At 42.4% G+C, this 19,659-nt stretch carries 15 protein-coding genes and 1 pseudogene; 1 reads left to right on the top strand and 15 read right to left on the bottom strand.

Annotation, left to right across the window (positions count from 1 at the left end; genetic code table 11):
- Positions 1-171 precede the first annotated feature (171 nt).
- The 9 genes from WMO41_RS07520 to WMO41_RS07480 form a co-directional block, all read right to left on the bottom strand.
- Positions 172-333 (bottom strand): hypothetical protein, encoded by a 162-nt coding sequence (locus WMO41_RS07520; protein ID WP_349229221.1) that lies wholly within the window; start codon positions 331-333, stop codon positions 172-174.
- Between the two features lie 12 nt (positions 334-345).
- On the bottom strand, positions 346-3,111 hold the full coding sequence (gene mgtA, locus WMO41_RS07515) for a magnesium-translocating P-type ATPase (protein WP_349229220.1): 2,766 nt from the start codon (positions 3,109-3,111) through the stop codon (positions 346-348).
- Between the two features lie 24 nt (positions 3,112-3,135).
- Positions 3,136-3,447 carry a DUF3784 domain-containing protein gene (locus tag WMO41_RS07510; RefSeq protein WP_349229219.1) on the bottom strand — a complete coding sequence of 104 codons (312 nt, stop codon included), beginning with the start codon at positions 3,445-3,447 and terminating at the stop codon, positions 3,136-3,138.
- Positions 3,448-3,689: 242 nt separating this feature from the next.
- Positions 3,690-4,367, bottom strand: coding sequence for an MgtC/SapB family protein (locus WMO41_RS07505; protein ID WP_349229218.1), 678 nt, complete (start codon positions 4,365-4,367; stop codon positions 3,690-3,692).
- A gap of 133 nt (positions 4,368-4,500) precedes the next feature.
- Positions 4,501-5,004, bottom strand: coding sequence for a winged helix-turn-helix domain-containing protein (locus tag WMO41_RS07500; RefSeq protein ID WP_349229217.1), 504 nt, complete (start codon positions 5,002-5,004; stop codon positions 4,501-4,503).
- A gap of 16 nt (positions 5,005-5,020) precedes the next feature.
- Positions 5,021-7,684: a magnesium-translocating P-type ATPase gene (gene mgtA / locus WMO41_RS07495; protein ID WP_349229216.1), complete on the bottom strand. Its 2,664-nt coding sequence runs from the start codon at positions 7,682-7,684 to the stop codon at positions 5,021-5,023.
- A 286-nt stretch (positions 7,685-7,970) separates the two neighbouring features.
- On the bottom strand, positions 7,971-8,606 hold the full coding sequence (locus tag WMO41_RS07490) for a dihydrodipicolinate synthase family protein (RefSeq protein ID WP_349229215.1): 636 nt from the start codon (positions 8,604-8,606) through the stop codon (positions 7,971-7,973).
- Between the two features lie 180 nt (positions 8,607-8,786).
- On the bottom strand, positions 8,787-8,954 hold the full coding sequence (locus tag WMO41_RS07485) for a recombinase family protein (RefSeq protein ID WP_243036267.1): 168 nt from the start codon (positions 8,952-8,954) through the stop codon (positions 8,787-8,789).
- A gap of 32 nt (positions 8,955-8,986) precedes the next feature.
- Positions 8,987-9,226, bottom strand: coding sequence for a hypothetical protein (locus WMO41_RS07480; RefSeq protein WP_349229224.1), 240 nt, complete (start codon positions 9,224-9,226; stop codon positions 8,987-8,989).
- A 406-nt stretch (positions 9,227-9,632) separates the two neighbouring features.
- Here WMO41_RS07480 and WMO41_RS07475 point away from each other — a divergent pair, with 406 nt between their 5' ends.
- A complete protein-coding gene (locus WMO41_RS07475; RefSeq protein WP_349229214.1) occupies positions 9,633-10,292 on the top strand; it encodes a PBECR4 domain-containing protein in 660 nt (219 codons plus the stop codon).
- A 199-nt stretch (positions 10,293-10,491) separates the two neighbouring features.
- Here the strand turns inward: WMO41_RS07475 and WMO41_RS07470 are convergent.
- The 6 genes and pseudogenes from WMO41_RS07470 to WMO41_RS07445 form a co-directional block, all read right to left on the bottom strand.
- A pseudogene (locus tag WMO41_RS07470) lies at positions 10,492-10,832 on the bottom strand (PrgI family protein).
- 246 nt (positions 10,833-11,078) lie between these two features.
- Positions 11,079-13,343, bottom strand: coding sequence for a C40 family peptidase (locus WMO41_RS07465; protein ID WP_349229213.1), 2,265 nt, complete (start codon positions 13,341-13,343; stop codon positions 11,079-11,081).
- Positions 13,344-13,412: 69 nt separating this feature from the next.
- Entirely contained in the window at positions 13,413-14,156 is a 744-nt protein-coding gene (locus WMO41_RS07460; RefSeq protein WP_349229212.1) for a class B sortase, read from the bottom strand.
- The gene (locus WMO41_RS07455) at positions 14,149-15,696 is read right to left on the bottom strand and encodes a hypothetical protein (RefSeq protein WP_349229211.1); all 1,548 of its coding nucleotides are present in this window, start codon (positions 15,694-15,696) and stop codon (positions 14,149-14,151) included. Before WMO41_RS07455 ends, WMO41_RS07460 begins: the two co-directional genes overlap by 8 nt.
- A 683-nt stretch (positions 15,697-16,379) precedes the next feature.
- Complete coding sequence (locus WMO41_RS07450) at positions 16,380-18,590, bottom strand: hypothetical protein (protein WP_349229210.1); 2,211 nt, start codon at positions 18,588-18,590, stop codon at positions 16,380-16,382.
- 23 nt (positions 18,591-18,613) lie between these two features.
- Entirely contained in the window at positions 18,614-19,645 is a 1,032-nt protein-coding gene (locus WMO41_RS07445; RefSeq protein ID WP_349229209.1) for a hypothetical protein, read from the bottom strand.
- Between the last annotated feature and the right edge of the window lie 14 nt (positions 19,646-19,659).

Raw genomic sequence — 19,659 nt, 5'->3', positions numbered from 1 at the left:
GAACGACAAGCCTGATTCACAAGCTTATCGCTCTTAATTATCATAGAAGAATCTTATTTACAGAGATTTTCTCATACCCTCCACGGGAATAGCTCGCTTATGCTTTGCCCTATCGGGCAATCGGGAATCAAAAGACTCCCCAGAATCCACCACTTCAAATTTCATCAGAAATTAAGTGGATGGTAATTCACTCTTTGGCTTTATTCCCCAAAATACCACATTCATGAGTATTACGATCAACAGCACGGCAGCCATAGATACCCAGAATCCCATATTAAGTCCAAGCCATTCACATGTTCCAAAAAGTGTCATCCATAATTCTTTCCAATTCATTCTTTCTACCTCCTAAAGCAGTTCGCCATAACAACGAACATATGCTTTTTTCAAGCTTGTTGCCAGCATCATATACAGCAGAATGCATGGGAACAGATATGCAAAATATGATGCCGGCAATGCTACAAGACCAAGTGCAGCTCCAAATGGTGTAAATGGAATTACCGTCAGAACTGCAATACCTGTCATGGTAAGTAATGTTACCGGTGCTGATGCACGGCTCTGGATAAACGGAAGCTTTGGTGTACGGATCATGTGAATAACCAGTGTCTGGCTCCACATGGATTCCACAAACCATCCAGCCTGGAACATTCCGATATACTGTGCCTGCATGGCAGCAAGCTCTGCGCCGCTGTAATGGGCTGCCAGGTCATTGAACAGGATGCCATTTGATACAAATAACGGGCAGAATACAAAATACATGAAAATGTAAGTTGTAAAATCAAAAATTGAGCTCGTAGGTCCGATCCAGATCATAAAGCTTCCCACACTGGAAGCATCCCATTTACGTGGTTTTGCAATAAACTCTTCGTCTACGTTATCCCATGGGATTGCTGTACAGGACATGTCATAGATCAGATTCAGGAAAATCAGATGTACACTCATCATCGGAAGGAATGGTAAAAGTGCAGAAGCAGCTAATACTGAAAACATATTTCCAAAGTTAGAGGAGGCCGTCATCTTGATATATTTGATCATGTTGGCATAAGTTTTACGTCCTTCTATGATTCCTTCTTCCAGAACCATCAGATCTTTTTCCAACAAAATAATATCTGCGGATTCTTTTGCCACATCTACTGCCGTATCTACGGAAATGCCAATATCAGCAGCTTTCATAGCAGCGGCATCATTAATTCCATCGCCCATAAATCCAACGGAATGACCGTTTTCACGGAGAACGGAAACTACACGAGCTTTCTGATCCGGCGTAAGCTTTGCAAATACTTCTGTTGTCTCTGCTGCTTTTGCGAGCTGAGCATCTGACATATCATCCAGATCGGAACCAAGAAGCATATTGCGTACCTCCAGGCCCACCTGCCTGCAGATGGTACGTGTTACCTTATCATTATCCCCTGTCAGAATCTTTGTCGTTACGCCATGTGCCTTCAATGCCCGGATCGCATCTGAGGTAGACTCCTTCGGTGGATCAAGGAATGCAAGATATCCGATCAGTACCATTTCACTCTCATCTTTTACACCAAATGCACCAGCCGGAGAAGGATTGCTCTTCTGCGCAATGGCAAGCACACGGAAGCCCTTGTCATTCAGTCCCCCTACTGTCTGTAAAATACGCTTACGCACCGTTTCTGTAAGTACCTGTACCGTGCCATCGCACTCTGCAAAGGAACAGATTGAGAGCATTTCTTCTACGGCACCTTTTGTTACCATCTGCGTCTTGCCATTTTTGTCCTCTACTACCGTAGTCAGACGGCGACGCGTAAAATCAAATGGGATCTCGTCTACCTTCACATAATTTTCAGACAGATCGAGGAGCTTTGGATCTGCTGCCTCTTCTTCCTCTGTTTTGTGAATGATTGCCAGGTCCATCAGATTTTTGTAGCCGGTCTGGAAGTAGCTGTTTAAGTATGCATGGCGCAGTACTCTGGTATCATCTTCTCCATTCACATTCAGGTGATATTCCAGCACAACCTTGTCCTGTGTCAGTGTTCCTGTTTTATCTGTACAGAGAATATCAATGGCACCAAAGTTCTGGATGGAATTCAGATTTTTCACAATGGTCTGCTTTTTACTCATGGAAACTGCACCTTTTGCAAGACAGGTTGTTACGATCATCGGCAGCATTTCCGGAGTCAGTCCGACAGCTATGGAAATACCAAAGAGGAAGGCATCCAGCCAGTCTCCCTTTGTGATTCCATTGATAAAAAATACTAGTGGAACCATAACCAGCATAAACCGGATCAGAACCCAGGAAACTGCATTTACACCTTTGGTAAAGCTGGTCTCTACCGCTTCACCTGCGATTGCAGATGCCATGGAACCAAACAAGGTACGGTCTCCGGTGCATACAACCACTGCGGCTGCACTTCCGGAAATCACATTACTTCCCATAAAAGCAATGTTGCTGTAATCCGTGATGCTTTCTTTCTGTGCACACACCTTTGGTGTCTTTTCCACCGGTTCACTTTCTCCTGTCAGGCTTGCCTGACTGATAAACAGATCCCTTGCGTCCAGGATACGGACATCTGCCGGGATCATATCTCCGGCTGACAGATGCACGATATCTCCCACAACCAGATCGTCCATGGAAATCTCTGTTTTTTCCTGTCCTTTTCTTGTAACGGTACAGGTAGTTGTGATCATGGCTAACAGTTTTTCTGCTGCATTTCCACTTCTGGATTCCTGTACAAAACGAAGCGTACCGGAGATCATAACCATAGTCAGAATGATCACCACTGTTAAAGAATCAAAATCTTCCGGTGAACTTCCTAACAAAGAAAAATATGGAAAAACCATATCTGTCATAGTAGAAACAACTGCCAGACAGAACAGGATTGCTGTAAATGGATTGATAAATGCTCCAACCAGACGTTTCGCAAGGGATTGTTTCTTCTCATGGGTTACTTTATTTGTTCCGTATTTTGTCCGGCTCACTGATACACTTTCAGCATCCAGACCGCAAAGTGTTGTATGCAGACTTTTCAAAACCTCCCTGACCGGATTGGTAGCCATATATTGGATGCGGTGATTCTGCTCTTCACGGATCACGGCCTGCTGTGCTGCCTGGCGAACAGCCATACGATTTTCTTTCTTATTCATTGGTCTTACCTCCTTGTTTTGCAATTATTTTTTATAATATCGATCACTTTTCTCGATATACCAAAGATCAAATCCCGCCACAATAAACCATGCGATCATAGCAGTCACAAACCAGTGATTTTCAAAGCCTAGCCATAGACCTTTCAGCAGAAAAATCAGACCGTTTAATACAATGACTTCACCAATATTACGACAAAGCGGCACAATTTTAATCTTTTCCTTCTCTTCCTGCGTCATGTTTTTCCAGGAAGAGAAATGAATATGGCCTTTTCCACATGCAAACATAAAACCGGTAATCGTGAAAATGACACCAAAAAAGATACAGGTTACATTCATGGTTTTCTTCTCCTTTCATTGATTCCTCTCGTTATGAGTTTATTTATTTTCTGAAGTCTGATAAGCAATTTCATCATTGTAACTGCTAAAAAAATCCAAACAATAACAGTTATTTGATGCCAGGCCTGTATCACCCAAATTTGGTGAGTCGGAAATATAAGGCTCACACAACTGCATACTGCAGTGAAGAAAATATAAAGAATGAAAAAAAATACCCATCTTTCACTTTTGATTTTTTTCAATTACAACACCTCCCAACCTGCACTGATTACTTCCGGAAGTTCCAATGCCTGACCGACAATACCTTCCAGAACATTGCCTTTCGGTTTTCCCGCAGAACAATACTTCGCTATGATCTCGACTTTATCCCCCACAACATCTCCACTTTCCAGATGATTCAGATATAAGGTTTTGCTGGAATTGCTGCTGATCAGTAAAAGTCGTATTTCCTGTTCTGCATCTTCCTGACAAAGTACTGTGATGCAGTATTCTTTTTCAGATTCATCTCCGACAGCAATCGGATTCAGCTTTCTTGCAAGCGGACGCAGGATTAAATTCGAACCGATCAAAATGCCTGCTGCGGAGACTGCCATTGTAAACATTCCTGTGCTGGCTAGAATGCCAATTGCTGCTGTACACCAAAGTGTTGCTGCTGTATTCATTCCTCTTACTGTACCGCTGTCTTTAAAAATCACACCGCTACATAAGAATCCAACACCGGAAATAATGCTGCTTCCTACACGAAACACCTGATCGGAACCATAAAGCATTGGAAATAAAGTAAAAAAACTGGTTCCCATACAGATCAGAACATTAATCCGTATTCCCGCCGGATGCCCGGTCAACTGCCTTTCCAGTCCGATGAAAAATCCAAGTAACACGGATAAGGAAATTCTTAAAACAAAATCTGTATATACCATACATACCGCCTCCCTTCGACCTCTTACAGAATACAAAAAAAGCAAGGAGAATCATATGATCAAAATCTTGCGATTCCCTTGCGATTTAGCAAGAATTACAAAAACAAAGCGGACTGCTTTCAGCCCGCCTGTTTTACACCTTATCATTAAATTTATATCCGATCCCCCAAATCGTAAGTATATACTTTGGTTCATCCGGATTCGGTTCAATCTTCTTTCGCAATTTTCGAATAAATGCCATGATATTACTGTCATCTAATAGATAATTTTCAGACCATACCGCCTTATAGATCTGCTCTTTTGTAAATACTTCTCCTCTGTTTTCCGCCAGGAAATACAGGATATCAAACTCCTTAGGAGTCAGGGAAACCGCTTGGCCCATTCTGGTAACGCTCCTGCTTTTCGGATTGATCACTAATTCCCCAATTTTCATCTCATCCGAAAGATTGAGAGATGCAATTTCTGAATTCTTTACAGTGCTGAGTAGCAATGAATTTACCTCGCCACTCACCATATCATAGATACCGGAAAGCAGTTCTTTCGCACTGTCGCTTTCTGGTGGTTCTTTGATCAGCTTTTGAAGGAGCCATTCCTGCAGGACAGAATCCATGGAAATAACACTGATATTCTTTTTCACGATGGTTTCCCTCCTTTCAGATCAGCTCATGATATTTCTTTTGATAAACAATCTTGACTACCGTAGTCAGAAGCATATAGAGTAAGACTACAACAAATAAAAACAGGAAATACATGATTGGCAATTTCGTCAATCCAATAACACCTGCGCTTTTGGTAAAAGTAAGTGCAGTAAAGGTAATAATTCCTGCAAAGGTCGTACAAACAACCGGAATGGAAGGACTGCTCTGTACAAATGGTATCTTCCTTGTCCGAAGGAAATGAAGGATCAATACCTGTGTCCACATGGATTCCAAAAACCATCCTGTCTGAAATAAAGCAATGTACTGAGACTGCAGCACAGAATCTGTAAGATTTAAATACGTTGCTCCGCCACAAAGCATCGGACAGAGAATATAATACAAAAATAAAAATGTCACAATATCAAACAATGAACTGATAGGACCAAAAAACAACATAAACCGTCCCAATGTCTTTCCAGACCAGTCTCTTGGAGATAGTGTTTCTTCCTCATCCACATTATCCCACGGAAGGATGATACATAAAATATCATATAGCAGGTTTAATAATAATATCTGCAAAGATGTCATCGGCAAAAACGGTAAAAAGGCACTTGCACATACGATAGAAAAAATATTGCCAAAATTAGAACTTGCCGTAATCTTAATGTATTTGAGCATGTTTGTAAATGTTTTACGCCCTTCCAGAATTCCCTGCTCTAATACCCCTAAATCCTTTTGAAGCAATACGACATCCGCTGCATCTTTCGCTGCATCTACCGCTGTATCTACTGAAATACCAACATTCGATTCACAAAGAGCTGGGATATCATTAATTCCATCTCCCAGAAAACCTACGGTATGCCCATTTTGCCTTAAAGCAGAAACAATACGGACTTTCTGCCCTGGTGTTAATTCTGCAAATACATGAATATTTTCTACTGCTTTGCCAAGTTCATTGTCCATCATCTGATCCAAATCTGCACCAGTCAATATGATTTCTGACGGGATTCCAACCCTCCGGCAAATAGACGCTGCCACATCAGCCTGATCACCTGTTAATATTTTCGGTATCACCTTCAGCCTTTTCAGAGCCTCCACAGATGTCTTGGCTGTTTTTTTCGGAGCATCAAAGAATGCAAGATATCCCATCAGGATCATATTGTTTTCGTCTGTCTGTATGATCTGATCCTGTTTCTCAATCTTTTTCCTTGCAACAGCAATTACTTTCATTCCATCCTGTTGCATCTCATCCACTACAGAAGCTACGCTTGAAATTCTGTCTTTTTCCATCGGAAGGATTTCGCCATGAAATTCCACCTGACTGCACCGGGACACAATCTGTGAAATATTCCCTTTCATAATAAGTTGACACTCTCCATTTTTATCTGTCACAAGTGTACTGACAAACTTACGGGAATAATCAAATGGGATTTCATCCTCTTTCCGATACTGTATGAGAAGATCAGCAAAATGCTGTTCATGCCCTCGCATTGTCTGACAGGCAAGGATTGCATTATCAATTGGATTACATACACCGGAATGATACGCACTGTTTAAAAAGGCAAAATCCAATACCTGGCAACTTTCATTTCCCAACACATCCATATAGTATTCCAATAGGATACTTTCATTGGTCAATGTTCCTGTTTTATCCATGCAGAGCACATCCATGCTGCCAAATCCTTGCATTGCATTAATGTCTTTAATGATTGTCTGCTTTTTACTCATACTCAGGCTGCCCCTTGCAAGGCAGGCTGTGATCACCATCGGCAGCATTTCTGGCATCAAGCCAACGGCAACAGACAGTGCAAAGGCAAAGGATTTCAGCCATCTGCCACCTGTGATCTGCAATAGTATGAATACAATAGGAATCAATACTGCAATAAAACGAAGCATGACCCAGGCAATAGAGTTGGCTCCTTTTTGAAAAGACTGTTTTTCATCTGGATCTTCTTTCGTAAAACTACCATATAGTGTGTCTTTTCCGACTGCAAGCACAATGCCCTCACCTTTTCCACTGATGACAGTCGTTGCCATAAATGCAAGATTTTCAAGCTGAGTCAAGGACTCCGAATTACTGTAACTCAATGCCTGTGCATTTTTTTCCAGAATCGCACTTTCGCCTGTAATCGCTGCCTGGGAGAGAAATAGATCACTTACTTTGGTGAGTCTCAGATCAGCCGGAACACGATCACCTGCCGCAAGCAGAACAATATCTCCAACCACCAGTTCCTCAGCTGGAACCTCTTTCACTTCTCCCGCACGCCGTACAGTAACGCTTTCATGTATCAGCCGGTTTAGCTGTTTTGATGCATTCTTTGCACGAAGTTCCTGAACCAAACGGATTGTTCCGCTAATCAAAATCATTGAAAAGATGATAACCGCAGTCGTTGCATTTCTGGCAAAATTCGATACAAGAACCACATCTGTAGCCAGTGAAATGATTCCAAGAACTAATAAAATGATATTAAATGGATTGATGAATGCATGCCGCAGTAGTCGTAACATGGTATCATTTCTTCTTTGCGAGAAACTATTTATACCATACTTTTCCCTCATCAATTCCACCTGTGATTGTGACAGTCCTTCCCCGGATATCTTTAATTCCTGATAAATTTGTGATACTTCTCGATAAGCATATTTCTTAATACAACAATCAATCAGCGTAGTTTTAGGCATATAGGCTTGCCTCCTTTCTACTACAATATATTTATCATAACATTATCTTAAAAAAACTCCATGCTTAGATTCTTGCTTTTTTCTTGCGATTACATTGATAATTAACTTCTACACCGCACCTCTTCAAAATAAATAAGGCCGGTACTGGATATCACAAAATCCTGCACCGGCTTTATTCATTTTAAACTTTTTTAGGCTGAAAAAGTTGAACTAAGCTAAAGCATGCCCAGTTACTTAATCAGCCTAAAAAAAGTTCTTCTAAAAAAACTCAGAGACAACCATTTCTTTATTTCTGAATTTTAGATATAATTTCTTTCAACATCCCATTGACCATTTGTTTCTGACCTTCTGTTACCTCAAGCGCTGGTCGTTTACATGTAAGCGGAAACGGAATACCGATTACGGACAGCCCATATTTCATGGCCGGCATGAATGGAGTGGAAATAGCATAAAAATCCATTAATGCATCTATCGTCTGCTGAATCTCCATAGTTCTCCCCATGTTACCATGTTCAACCGCATCTACCCATTCAGAACAAAGTTTCGGGAAAACATTAGATAATGCTGCAATACAGCCATCCCCGCCACTGCTGACTACATGTGCAAAATTATCATCATAGCCCGAATAAATTCTAAACTCCGGATATTCCGGTTTGATCCTACCGATCAATGTCCTTGTGTGAGACGGAGCACCGAACGTATCCTTTAATCCAATAATGTTTTTATGCTTTTTAAGCAGCTGCAAAATTACATTTGCGGACAAATCAAATCCTGTTCTATCCGGAAAATTATAAAGAATGATATTACCATTAATTCGTTCGGCTACATAATCATAATACTCTTCTACTCCGGCATCATCTGTTCCTATATAATATGGTCCGACAACAGCAGCCTCTAGCCACTCATGCTTGATTGAGTGCATGGTGCCGGCTGTCCGGGAACAGTCTTGTAGGTTAAACAAGAATAATATACATTGTTTTTCTTGCCAACGCATCAAGTAATGGATCGCCCGCACTCGGCACATTTCAGAAAAACGCTGAATAAATGTACCTCTCGTCCTTTCGGGGAAGTACGGGTATCTCGTTTTAAGAGAGCCTGTACCTTAATCGAAAGTTTCATAGTCGATAATGGCCTCATGCGTTCCTGCCGCTTCCAGCCATTTCTCATGTGGAACAGCTTCAATCTGGTGTACCTTGTAGCTTTTTACCCGGCGCCGGCCCTGGGTTAAATATCTGGTGTAGGTCGGATTGGTAAGAATGGAGTGGATCATGCGGGCTTCCCATATAGGATCGTCATACCCTCTTATCGAAACAAACAAGCCCTTTTGTACTTTATAAGCCGTGCTCGTTCAGGTACAACGTGATGCCAAATCACACAACGGTCAATAACCGTCTTTTCAATGGGCTGCAAGCCCTCCTTGCCGCCAGCCACCAACTCACACAAAGGCAAAAGAAAATCCGCCTCCATGGAAAGTGGGATTGCTCCAGAGGTCATATTGAGCTCCACATCATAACGTGCTGGAACTGGCTCTTTCGTATTCAATTTTCTCTTACCTGGATTACCTTACAGCTTCTTCACAGCTGTAGGCTTTGGCTTCTTCCCGCCATCGGAATTTCTCCTCTCTCAAGTTCCAATATTTTCTATTGTCAAAACCATTATTTCTACATATAATAATTAAGAACACGAAGCAAATAGTGTTCCTCAAAAACTCGTTTTCTGTTGACTACGAGTATTTTTGTGATATAATGAAGTTAGAGGATAGCGGCGTTGACCAGCTATCGTGGTGTTGAAGCAATTGACTGTGTCGGCATGCAGCCGGTTGTGGAGCCTGACCTTGGGTTATGCGATAACCTCAAACCGAATAGGTTCTTCGGAACTGAATGAAAACGCTTTTTAAGGGCCTTGCATTGGCAGGGTCCTTTATTTTTTGCAAAGGACAAGATATAATATGGATCTATTACAACAGTCTGCACAAGCCTGGAAAGAAATAACTGAATATAGATATTTGTTTACATATGGCTATAAGAAACAGCTGCATCCAATTAATCTTACCTTTTCTCTGGAAGATTATCCGCATTTAGCTGGTTTCCAGTATATGAAAGATCTCTCTCTTCCAAATTATTCTTCTGCCAAAATTGCTGATAGAATTCTTGAGAGTAAAATACTATTTGAAAAAGTTCAAAAAGCAGCCCAGTACGAAGAGATGATAAAACCTCGACTTGAAGCTTTAGTTCACTTGAAAGAATCCCTTGATAACAAATTTAATTTATATTCATACATGCCACGCATGTATCCTTTCATCACAGGCATTAAAGCAGATTATTTAATATCCAGCCATTTTAGTGTTGATAATTTCATCTTTATCATCAAGGCAAATGCGCAAGGTGAATTAAAATGTGATTTTCTTTGTTGCTCCATTTTTGAAAAAGGGGATCGCGATTATGAAACAAATCAAAAAGCTCGAACACTGATGAAAAAAGAACGAATACATATTCCTTCTAACACCACCGATATTCTATTGGATCGCTTATCAGCTCAAACAAGGCCAGAATACAAAACTACTGATCTTTCAGATAATACAGAAGCAAAATCCGATGTTTCACAATAGTACCACTTCCTTTGGGAGGTGGTTTTTTTCTGCTATCCCCCGTATGAGATGGTGCGAGCTGTCCGAGGTTAATTCTCAGTGGATGCCACGGAGTAATTGATGTCCTCATATCCCACGGTTTTGATATAGATCCAGCTCTGGAGCTTGCACACGCTGTCTGGGTGCATGGACAGATATGGGATCGTCTCCTGGGTCGACTTTACCTTTGGCGGCGGCTCCGTTTTTCTTCTTTGTATTTTTCAATCACATCCTCTTTTCCAACGCCCGGCCCGGCAAATGGCGCATAAGTGTTTTCGGTTCGATAGGCCCTGATCCTCGGCCTTAGAAACGTGGCCCGGATGATATTCCGCACAACCTTTTCTAATGGTAAGCTGGCCTTTTCATACATAGCCAGCAGGAACGCCGGGAGCATAATTCCCAGCATGAGAAACATCTCCCCGGTATTGCCGATGGTTCCACGGTTCATCAAATAGGCCGGAATCCCACCACGCCCGCGCTGCATAAGCAGCCAAGCTAGCGTTTGGTGAGGTTGAAAGCCATCTTTGTTTTGATTTTAGATAAAACAGCCAGTTTTTCTCATTAAAATTTTATACATTATCCAAACACTTTTGTTTTCCATTCACTATAATATCTGTACTCTTTACAATGTTTCTTCTGTAAATGAAACCAGGACGCAAAACATTATCATATAACAAAATTCTGCGCCCTGTTAAAATTATCATATCTAATTTTCTATATTTTTTGTTTACAATCCCGGTACTGTTGCCGTTTACTCATGACTAATTATTATTTAGAAACTGATTTCCATTCACCCATGCTCATATCAAAATTTCCACTGTAAATAATTGGATTCCCAGTCATTGCCCTTTGATTGTACGCTTCATAACGGTTCAGAGCCTCGTAACCTCCTGGCATATACTTTGCAAGCGTATGAAACCTCTCAAAATTATAATACCGTGTCAGTGCAGCCGGTATCTCCTCATAGCGTTCATTCTGGTACGTTTCCGTAATCCCGTTTATCTCATCTCCAGAATACGTATATGCCAGGTCAGAATAGCCGGAAGAGGCGCTGCGAAGCAGGCTGTTTGGATAATACCAGGTATATCTTCCGCTTGTTGTGTCCGGGTCTCCGTAAATTTCCGTTTTATGCGGCAGACTCTGGCAGGTTCCAAAATCATATTCGGATTTTTCATCTGTCATCACATTGAAAGCATAATCATATTTCATCGCGATCTGATCAAATGCCACATCCACATCTTTTACTGTGATCTCCCAGTCCCATACTCCCTCGGTCTCCCCGCGGTCTTCTCTTCCCATGGATGCCAGAATGGAATACATATAGAGCATCTGCCAGTCCAGCCGGAGCATACACTCCGTATCTTCATTGCTGACTAGGATCTGTTTACTCACATATTCCTCAGCATCTTCATACCAGCTTCCCTCTTCATCTTCATGTTCGATTTGGTATTCCCGTAATCCGTATACAGTAATGGAACGCTGCAGCATGTACTGGGTCTCATAGTCATACGCTTTCTGCAGCAGGTACAGAAGCGTATCCCGGTCTATCTTCAGGATCCGATAATCGCTCTCCGTCAAAACCACATCATTTTTAATGGCATTTAACATCATGGCATTGGAAACACCACCTGCTGCTGCGCTCGTATTAAGTGATCCAATAAATGCCCCGTCATAATTTCCATCCAGGCCGCCCAGATGTGTGGCCCCATTCATAAAGGCGAAGCAGGCAGCCAGCTGCTCCGTTCCCCAACGGTTTCTCTGGGACGGATGCCGTCTTGCCTCTGTCTCATATATTTTGGTAAGCCATTCCCGTTCATCAATCCCGGGAGAATATGTACTCGTAGCAGATCTTAAACCATTCTTTGTATTATCCTTACTGACGGTTGCTCCATTCCGGATGGCCAGGGACCAAATAGTACCCCGAAGGGCCGGGCTGTACTCTTTTATATTGATGCCATAATTGGATAGCATGCCACGCTGCGCCGGCAGGTAGTAAGCTTCGTAGGCCGTCCGGCTCTGTAGTCCTGCAAATTCATCCGGGTAATTCATGTAAGCGGCGTGCCATGCATTGATCAGGGACGCACGGTTTGAATATAACGGCGGGTTTATCATACTCGGCTTTTTATCCGTTTCCTTCCGGTAGCCACTTTCGATGGAAGACATTTCTATGAAGTGCTGGAACGCTCCATAGTGTGCCTGATTATAGGAAACGCAAAATTTCAAAAAATCCACCAGGGAATACCCGATATCGAACTGGTAGCAGCCATATGCATATCCGCCATCGCTTCCGGCAAGGTTAAACCGTTCCCTTCCGGACTCAAATACCGTCCAGCCGGTCCAAACCGTTCCTCCCGGCACCTGCATGACGATCCCATTATCAGGTCCATACCCGGACGAATCTGCAAAATAAGCATCATCTGAAGAATCATCGGTACTTTCATCAAGCAAATTCAAATATGGCCGGAAAAAGTAAACCTGTCTTGCCGACCGGTAGCCGGTACTTGCCAATGGTTCATATACGGTGCCGTATTTTTCCCCTTTTGCATGGATCACCTGCCCATTTCCCGCATACATCATCATGTGGTTACCAGACGGTCTCCCATACCAGATTACATCTCCAGGCTGAAGATCCGCTTCCTCTATAAACTGTTTGTTTCTGGTCGCAAAATCCTTCCACCCAACCGTTGTCATGCACCACTGAGCTCCCATGATAGCTTTTAAGTCAAAGCCAGCCTCCTGATAACAGCGCGCAACCATGGATGAACAGTCCCAGGATCCCTCCAGGGTTCTCTTTGCCTGGCTGTAAGACCAGTTCAAACGTGACCTCGCTATCGCAACCGCCCGTTCCCCGATTTTATTATAGGATGAGATGTCTCCAAAGGCCCACGAATCATTTCCCGTGTTGAATTCCATATTGAACAGACTCTTCAGTGCATATTTCATGTGGTATACCGATGCAATACCAATTCCAACCGTTCCTAATGCAACAAGCACCACACTGATTATCACAAGCCACTTTAATTTTTTTATCATTCGTCCGAATATCCGTTTTTTCATAACCGTCTCCTACCTCTAACGCGCAGGAACATCACCTCCTGTCCTTCATTTTTCGATCATCGCAAAGCAGATTGTCCTTTCATCCCTGCTTCCATAACTGCAAGTCACCAGTGCAAGCATTTTCTTTTGAATTTCTTCTTCCGGCAATCCTTTCCATGAATTACGGCACCATTCTTTAAAAAGCAGTTCCTTTTCCACCATTTGCGATGATTCAAAATTTTTTGCTGAACAAACGATGGTTCCGATCACGCTGTATCGCTCTTCCCTGTCTGGGAAATATAAATAAATTGATTTGTGGTCATTCAAATAATCCGCATCTGTATACCTGACGATATCTTTAAACATCGTCCCATTGCGCATATGGTGCCCATAGAGAACAACCAGATGCTCCTCTGCCGCAGAGGAATTGGTGCCATCCAACATAATGGCGCCAAATGCCCGCTTCTCACCTTCTGCCGAATGTTTCATATAGTATTCGTTATCACCGGCCCGCCAGCAAATGGGATAATCGATCACTGTTCCAGGGATCTGTATCCAGCCAACAATATCCGGGTTAATACTCTTTAAGGCTTCAAAATCGATCGGTGAAGTATAAGGCACCGTTTCTTCCCTGGTTGGGTCATTCCCCTTACGCTCATTCTCTTCTGATAGGTTTCCTTCATTTCCGGGAAATGCTGCCTGTTTCAAATACTCCTGTTCCATGCGCGCCTCTATATAAGGAGACGATCCCCGGTAAGCACAGATACCTGCTGCCAGGATCAACGACATGGCAACAGTCTTTCTAATCATTGCATAACCCCCTCCAGTCAATCGGCGTACACCGCTTTTCTGTATGAAATGGAACTTTGTATGTTTCCTCTTCCTGATGTTCCCCTGTACGGTATATAAGGAATGGAATATATGGCACCTTGCTTTGTTCCTTCACATACAGATCCATTCGTATCCAAGGCCGTACCGGTCTCTGAAGTGCCTGAAGAAATTCTGAATAATGAAGCATGATATAATCCTGTGTAGAGTTCATTAGAAACGGAACAGACTCAAAAGCATAACCGGTGCCGAATGCTGTCATTGTCGGTGCCACCTTTTTTGCAAGTAAGGCCATACCCATGGCTGCCTGATCCGTGATGTGCTCCTCACTGCCCCACTGGTTATATAAAGTTCCTTCTTTCAGATAACTCCCGTCAGCAAGTTCCTCCCTGTCATTCATCAGCATAATCATAATGGTATTCTCCCTGGCAGCCGGCGGAAGCCGTACATAATCCCTCGCCCGGATAAGGCCGCCCATATCGGAACTCAAATTTTCAATCAGGACCGTAAGCTCACCAACCATAAATACGCATCGGTAAACTGTTCCAATTCCTTCAACATCCTGTTCTTCAAACAGCGGAAGGGCATACACGGATGAAACTTTTACATTTTCCATGGTAATACCCAAATGATAAAGAAAGACTCCAAACTGATCCCGGAAGTATAGCTCCGGGAATAAGTACGGAATTTCCTTTTCAAAATCCTGATGGGAATTGCAGGAGAGGCTCATTCCATTCCTCAGCCCCGCCAACGCATACGAATTATTCTTTCTGATCTGTTCAAACAGATCCATTCTCTTTTTCAGAGCATACTGCCTGCTGTATTCTGTTCTGGATGTTTCCAAATGATTTCTGCAGAAATCCGATATTTCTGCCATACAAGCTAAGATTTCTTTCTCTCCGGCCTGTTCCCGATTACTGCACTGCTCCTTTAAAACATGCAAAAAGAATTCTGCATCTCGATAAAACTGTTTCTTTTCATAGCCAAACGCATCACATTCTTTTACCTTTACCAGGGCCTGTTCCATTTTTTTCAAAGTTACAGAAGCATCCGGATCCTGTTGCCTGCAGATAAAGGACAGAAATGGCAGCAGCGGCTGTTGATAACGTTTTATGGATTCAAATTTTAAAAGATCTGTCTGCTGAAGATCATCCGCAGGATCATTGCTGAAAACAAACATCACATTGATTGCCTGATGCAGGGAGATTTGCCGCATCCGGCGGTTTACCTGTGCATACGCATTGCATTTAAAAAGTAATCCACCATGCGTACTTACCCGCTCTGTTCCCATATCAATCTCTATACAAAGTGGACGTTCTTCTAAGTGATCCGTGCATCGGTATGACAATTTTAGATCTGCAAAAATATCTCCACGCTTCTTCGCCTGGCCACCATACTCCCGCATCATTTCAACTGAATACGGAACTTCAAACTCCAGCTGCGTCCATTTCTCTCTATAATCAGAGAGTACCATTTTCAGCGCCGCTGCGATCTCTGCTTCCTTATGCGGGGATAATTCCATATTTGTCCTGCCTGCAGCATACGTATCCAGAACCGAAACCATGTTTTGAACGGTTTCTCCTTGGAAATATTCGTTTATCAATTCGTAAAGATGCTTCTTTCCAGCCTGAGTAATGGAATACAGCCCTTTCTTCCGCGCTCCCCTTTGTTCCTGCATTTTTATCCAGCCCCGTTCAATGCACGTTTTGACCGTCCGCTGCCCCATACTTCCAGTTTCCTGAATGCACGGATCAATATGCTGAATCAGGAATAGAATCATCTTCCGCCTGAGGCGCTTATATTTTAAAAGCAGAGCCAGAATTAAAATCACCCTTGCATCTGTCCGGCCGGGCCTGGAACTTGCAAATACACTGTTTTTTAAAATCTCATCGTAAATCATTCGAAGATGTAACATGTACCACCTCATCTACTCTCATTTGTTTCTAATTTTTTCTCATACATATTTCATGGTGCCTGGCTTCTGGGTTTTTCAGCTCTAAAAATATCCTTTATATGTATTCCTTTTTATGGGTTTAAAAACATTATTTCAGGCATTTTATAGGTTTTTCTTCCTGTATAAGCTCCATGTGCATGGCGCAGTTTCTTCTGTCGTACATGGCACAACATAGTTATGCCATGCACGGGCCGCTGCGTTTCACACCTGGGTTATGCCACGCACATGGCACAAAATCCGCCCTATATCTTTTAAATCCAGTATCGTTTTATCACTGGCATCCTGCATCCGCTTTCAGACAGCAAATGCGCATACCGGCTCATTAATATCTGATCCATTTCATCAATGATATGACGGTTTCTGGTATCAACTATCAACGAAAAACTGCTTGTATTCAGCGCCACCAACTTTGCATTAGAACGTATAAAAATCGGTCCTGTTAATGCCTGCACAATGGTATATCTTGTTATCAGAAGTATGTCTTGTGGTGCATTTTGTGGGATCAAATCCGGAGAAATTTCGTAACACATAAAGGTCTGATCCTTCTTCTTTTCTTCTAAATCAAATGGCGAAAACTCGCATGACAGGAAGGTCTTTCGGCACAAAAAATCTCCATTCTGACATTCGCGTGATGTGCCAAAAGCATATTCTACATTCACATAATGTCGGTACAGCTTTCTTATATCTTCCGATAACAGCAGAGGTTCTTTGCTTGTGACATAGCGCTTATATAGTGCTGTCACGGAATACACATTACTGTTATCGGGAGCAGTTTCTTTCACTATATCTGCCATTGGCTGCAACTGGTCTGTCCCCTGGACAGCATTATAAAGAGCCGATAACGAATAAACTTTTACCTTTGGTCGGATATATCCAAGTCCGTTCATGGAAAGGATACGCCACACAAGGTATACCGAATATGTATAAATTGGCCGCCGGATCACATGAAGCAGATACTCAAACACAAGTGGTTTAATCATCTTTTTGTTCAGAAAATAGGCACATCTTCGTGACGCAACCGTTATGAATAACCCTTCCTGCCTTCCCCGCTTCGCATAATCCATGGTCAGCCATTCTTCCAAAGATACTACGGCGCAAAACGGCAAAAAGTCTTCACTGTGTATGTCTATCATATCCCCGTCTTCCACAATCAGCGCGCCTTCATCTGTCATAAATACCACCGAAACCTTTTGAGGTTTCACTATTTGCGCTGTATTTTTATCCGATCCTGCTTCTGTCCCGCTCTCTGATGCCTGACTTGTATGGTCAGAACCTGGCAAAGAATCCAGCATATGTTCCGCATTTTCTGGCATAGTTTCTGCTGTTTTCAGTAACTTCATTGGAACTTTTTCTCCTGGAAATGTCTGCTTTTCTTGGATTTCCAAATGCGCCTGAGAATTATTTTTTACCAAATCCAACGGCAATTTATGATGATTTTTTTGAACGTCTGGAGCGGATTTACTGGAATTTTCCGGGCAATTTGGTCCCGAAGTTTTCTCTTCTTTCTTCGCTTCATGCCCTAAAAAGCCTGCACTCATACTCGCCTGACTCATCAGTTCCTCCAGTGATAAAGTCGGCCTGTCTCTGTATGTGGGAACCAATATTTTCTTTTTATGAGCAGATTGTGCTTCTTCAGGACATAGCTGTTTATCATCTTTCCGACCAAATTCCACCGCTACTGACGTAAAAAACAGATAGGGAATTTCATCATATATACAGATATCTTCAAAGAATTGCTGTCGTTCACGCCCCTGATAAGCAGGTGCAGCACGAAGTTTTTTCAGACAATCCTCATACCTTTTTGCTGAACATACCTCATTCTCTATTAAAATGGCATCCAGTAAATTCCGCAGAATTTTCCTGGCGGCAAAGGCATGTTGCTCTGGCAGTATTCCCCCATTTTCATTTAATATATGATCCAGCAGCTTTTCTTTGTCATATAGGAATGAAGCAGAGGTACGCTTCCTGACATCTTTGAACGCTTTATATAATTGTTCTCCGACCGGTAATACATACCCTCTTATGTGCCCCATCTGTTCTAAAATGATGCAAACCTGCATGTGAAATACATTTTTCCGTATCATTGAAACAGTCGGATTATGAAACATATAGCGCAGCACCTGCAGTTCCGCGTTAAGCTGACAATTGCAAAAATCTTTCGAGAATTCACATATTTTGCAAAAATCTACTTCCTGACATTCCGGTTCAAAGTGAAAGTTTGTATCCACTTCTTCGCAATGAAATGACAGTTCCCCATATGTCTGGTATAAATCAGAAATGTAGGCTACTTTTGGCTTTGTGTCTACTATTTTCATATTCTTTAACTCTTCAAACACATAATCACACTGCTCCTTCGTGTATCCGCATGAAGCGCATTTCTGAATTACATAGATATTTTTTAGTGCATGATCTGCTATCCACGCCACCTTAAACAGGCATGGGCATCCTTTGATGTAGTGCATTTATTTTCCTTCCTGCTGCATTCTTAAAACACATAATACTTTGGAATTTTGTCACATCCTGGTACCGGGTAATATGGCTTGATCACATGCTTCCCCTTCCACATCAATTCACTCACCTCTGCCAGTTCCTCCTCTTTTCCACCAATCAGACCATATTCATTCAGATAAAAGAGGGTGAAGCTTGCAAATTCAAGGACACGTTTTGCATCCTGCTTTCCTGCAGTTGAGGTCTTCGTAATTTTGTCATAATGTCCCTTCTTATATGGAATAATTTCTTTCACCTGAACAAACCCGGTAATGCAGCAGACCATACGGTCACTACGGTATACGGCAGAAGAGATCTTCTCCCACTTCACACGTGGAAGTGAAATATTAAAATTCCCATAATCATTCTCACAGATCAAATATATCTGAGCACCATACTGATCGCTGATTTTACGCACCTTTCCACAAAAGAATGCAGTTTCTCCAATCTTTGTCCTACGGGTAAGTACAAGTGAACTGTTGATTAAGATCAGCGCACCATCTGGGTCCTCATACTGATATAAGCCATACTCATACTCCATCTGGGAAAGCACAGCATCCGCCGTCATTTGCCCCGCCTGTGCACACAATTCGAATGCTCTGGCTGCAATGATCGCGTTTAGAGCTGTTAGATCAAATCGCTTCCACTCGTACAGATTGAGCACTTCTCCAGAGTATATGCCGGCTTCCTTTCTGGCCCCTTTTTTGCACTTAAAGGCAACCGGTATGGAAAATCCACGCCCATAGATAAACGGAATGACACCGGCGGCTTTTGAATACTTAGCAAGCTGCCGAACGTATTCTACGCATGCTGCTGCGTGTCTGCCGCATAAAAACTGAAGTTCCATATTTTCATTGATAGTCACTTCCGTCTCATCCCCTCTGCAGCAACACTGAAACACTTTTCCTGTTTCTAATGCTCTTTTGATCCTGGAGCGAAGCGCTAAATGATATAATACTGTTGGATATAAATAGCGCACTTCTTCGTTTCCGTCTAATTTCAATACTAAAAAACCGATTTTCTGCTTCAATACAGCCTCCTTAA

The sequence above is a fragment of the Ventrimonas faecis genome (genome assembly GCF_040096075.1).
GTDB classification, from domain to species: domain Bacteria; phylum Bacillota; class Clostridia; order Lachnospirales; family Lachnospiraceae; genus Brotaphodocola; species Brotaphodocola faecis.
The sequence above is the reverse complement of the archived record's forward strand: the minus strand, read 5'-3'. Positions and strand labels throughout refer to the sequence as shown.

Coding starts and splice junctions, on each gene's coding strand:
- WMO41_RS07505 (WP_349229218.1), bottom strand. CDS start 4,367: ATGGTATATACAGATTTTGTTTTAAGAATTTCCTTATCCGTGTTACTT.
- WMO41_RS07485 (WP_243036267.1), bottom strand. CDS start 8,954: ATGATCCACTCCATTCTTACCAATCCGACCTACACCAGATATTTAACC.
- WMO41_RS07455 (WP_349229211.1), bottom strand. CDS start 15,696: ATGGAATTATCCCCGCATAAGGAAGCAGAGATCGCAGCGGCGCTGAAA.
- WMO41_RS07460 (WP_349229212.1), bottom strand. CDS start 14,156: ATGATTAGAAAGACTGTTGCCATGTCGTTGATCCTGGCAGCAGGTATC.
- WMO41_RS07490 (WP_349229215.1), bottom strand. CDS start 8,606: ATGCACTCAATCAAGCATGAGTGGCTAGAGGCTGCTGTTGTCGGACCA.
- WMO41_RS07475 (WP_349229214.1), top strand. CDS start 9,633: ATGGATCTATTACAACAGTCTGCACAAGCCTGGAAAGAAATAACTGAA.
- mgtA (WP_349229220.1), bottom strand. CDS start 3,111: ATGAATAAGAAAGAAAATCGTATGGCTGTTCGCCAGGCAGCACAGCAG.
- WMO41_RS07465 (WP_349229213.1), bottom strand. CDS start 13,343: ATGATAAAAAAATTAAAGTGGCTTGTGATAATCAGTGTGGTGCTTGTT.
- mgtA (WP_349229216.1), bottom strand. CDS start 7,684: ATGCCTAAAACTACGCTGATTGATTGTTGTATTAAGAAATATGCTTAT.
- WMO41_RS07510 (WP_349229219.1), bottom strand. CDS start 3,447: ATGAATGTAACCTGTATCTTTTTTGGTGTCATTTTCACGATTACCGGT.
- WMO41_RS07520 (WP_349229221.1), bottom strand. CDS start 333: ATGAATTGGAAAGAATTATGGATGACACTTTTTGGAACATGTGAATGG.
- WMO41_RS07450 (WP_349229210.1), bottom strand. CDS start 18,590: ATGCACTACATCAAAGGATGCCCATGCCTGTTTAAGGTGGCGTGGATA.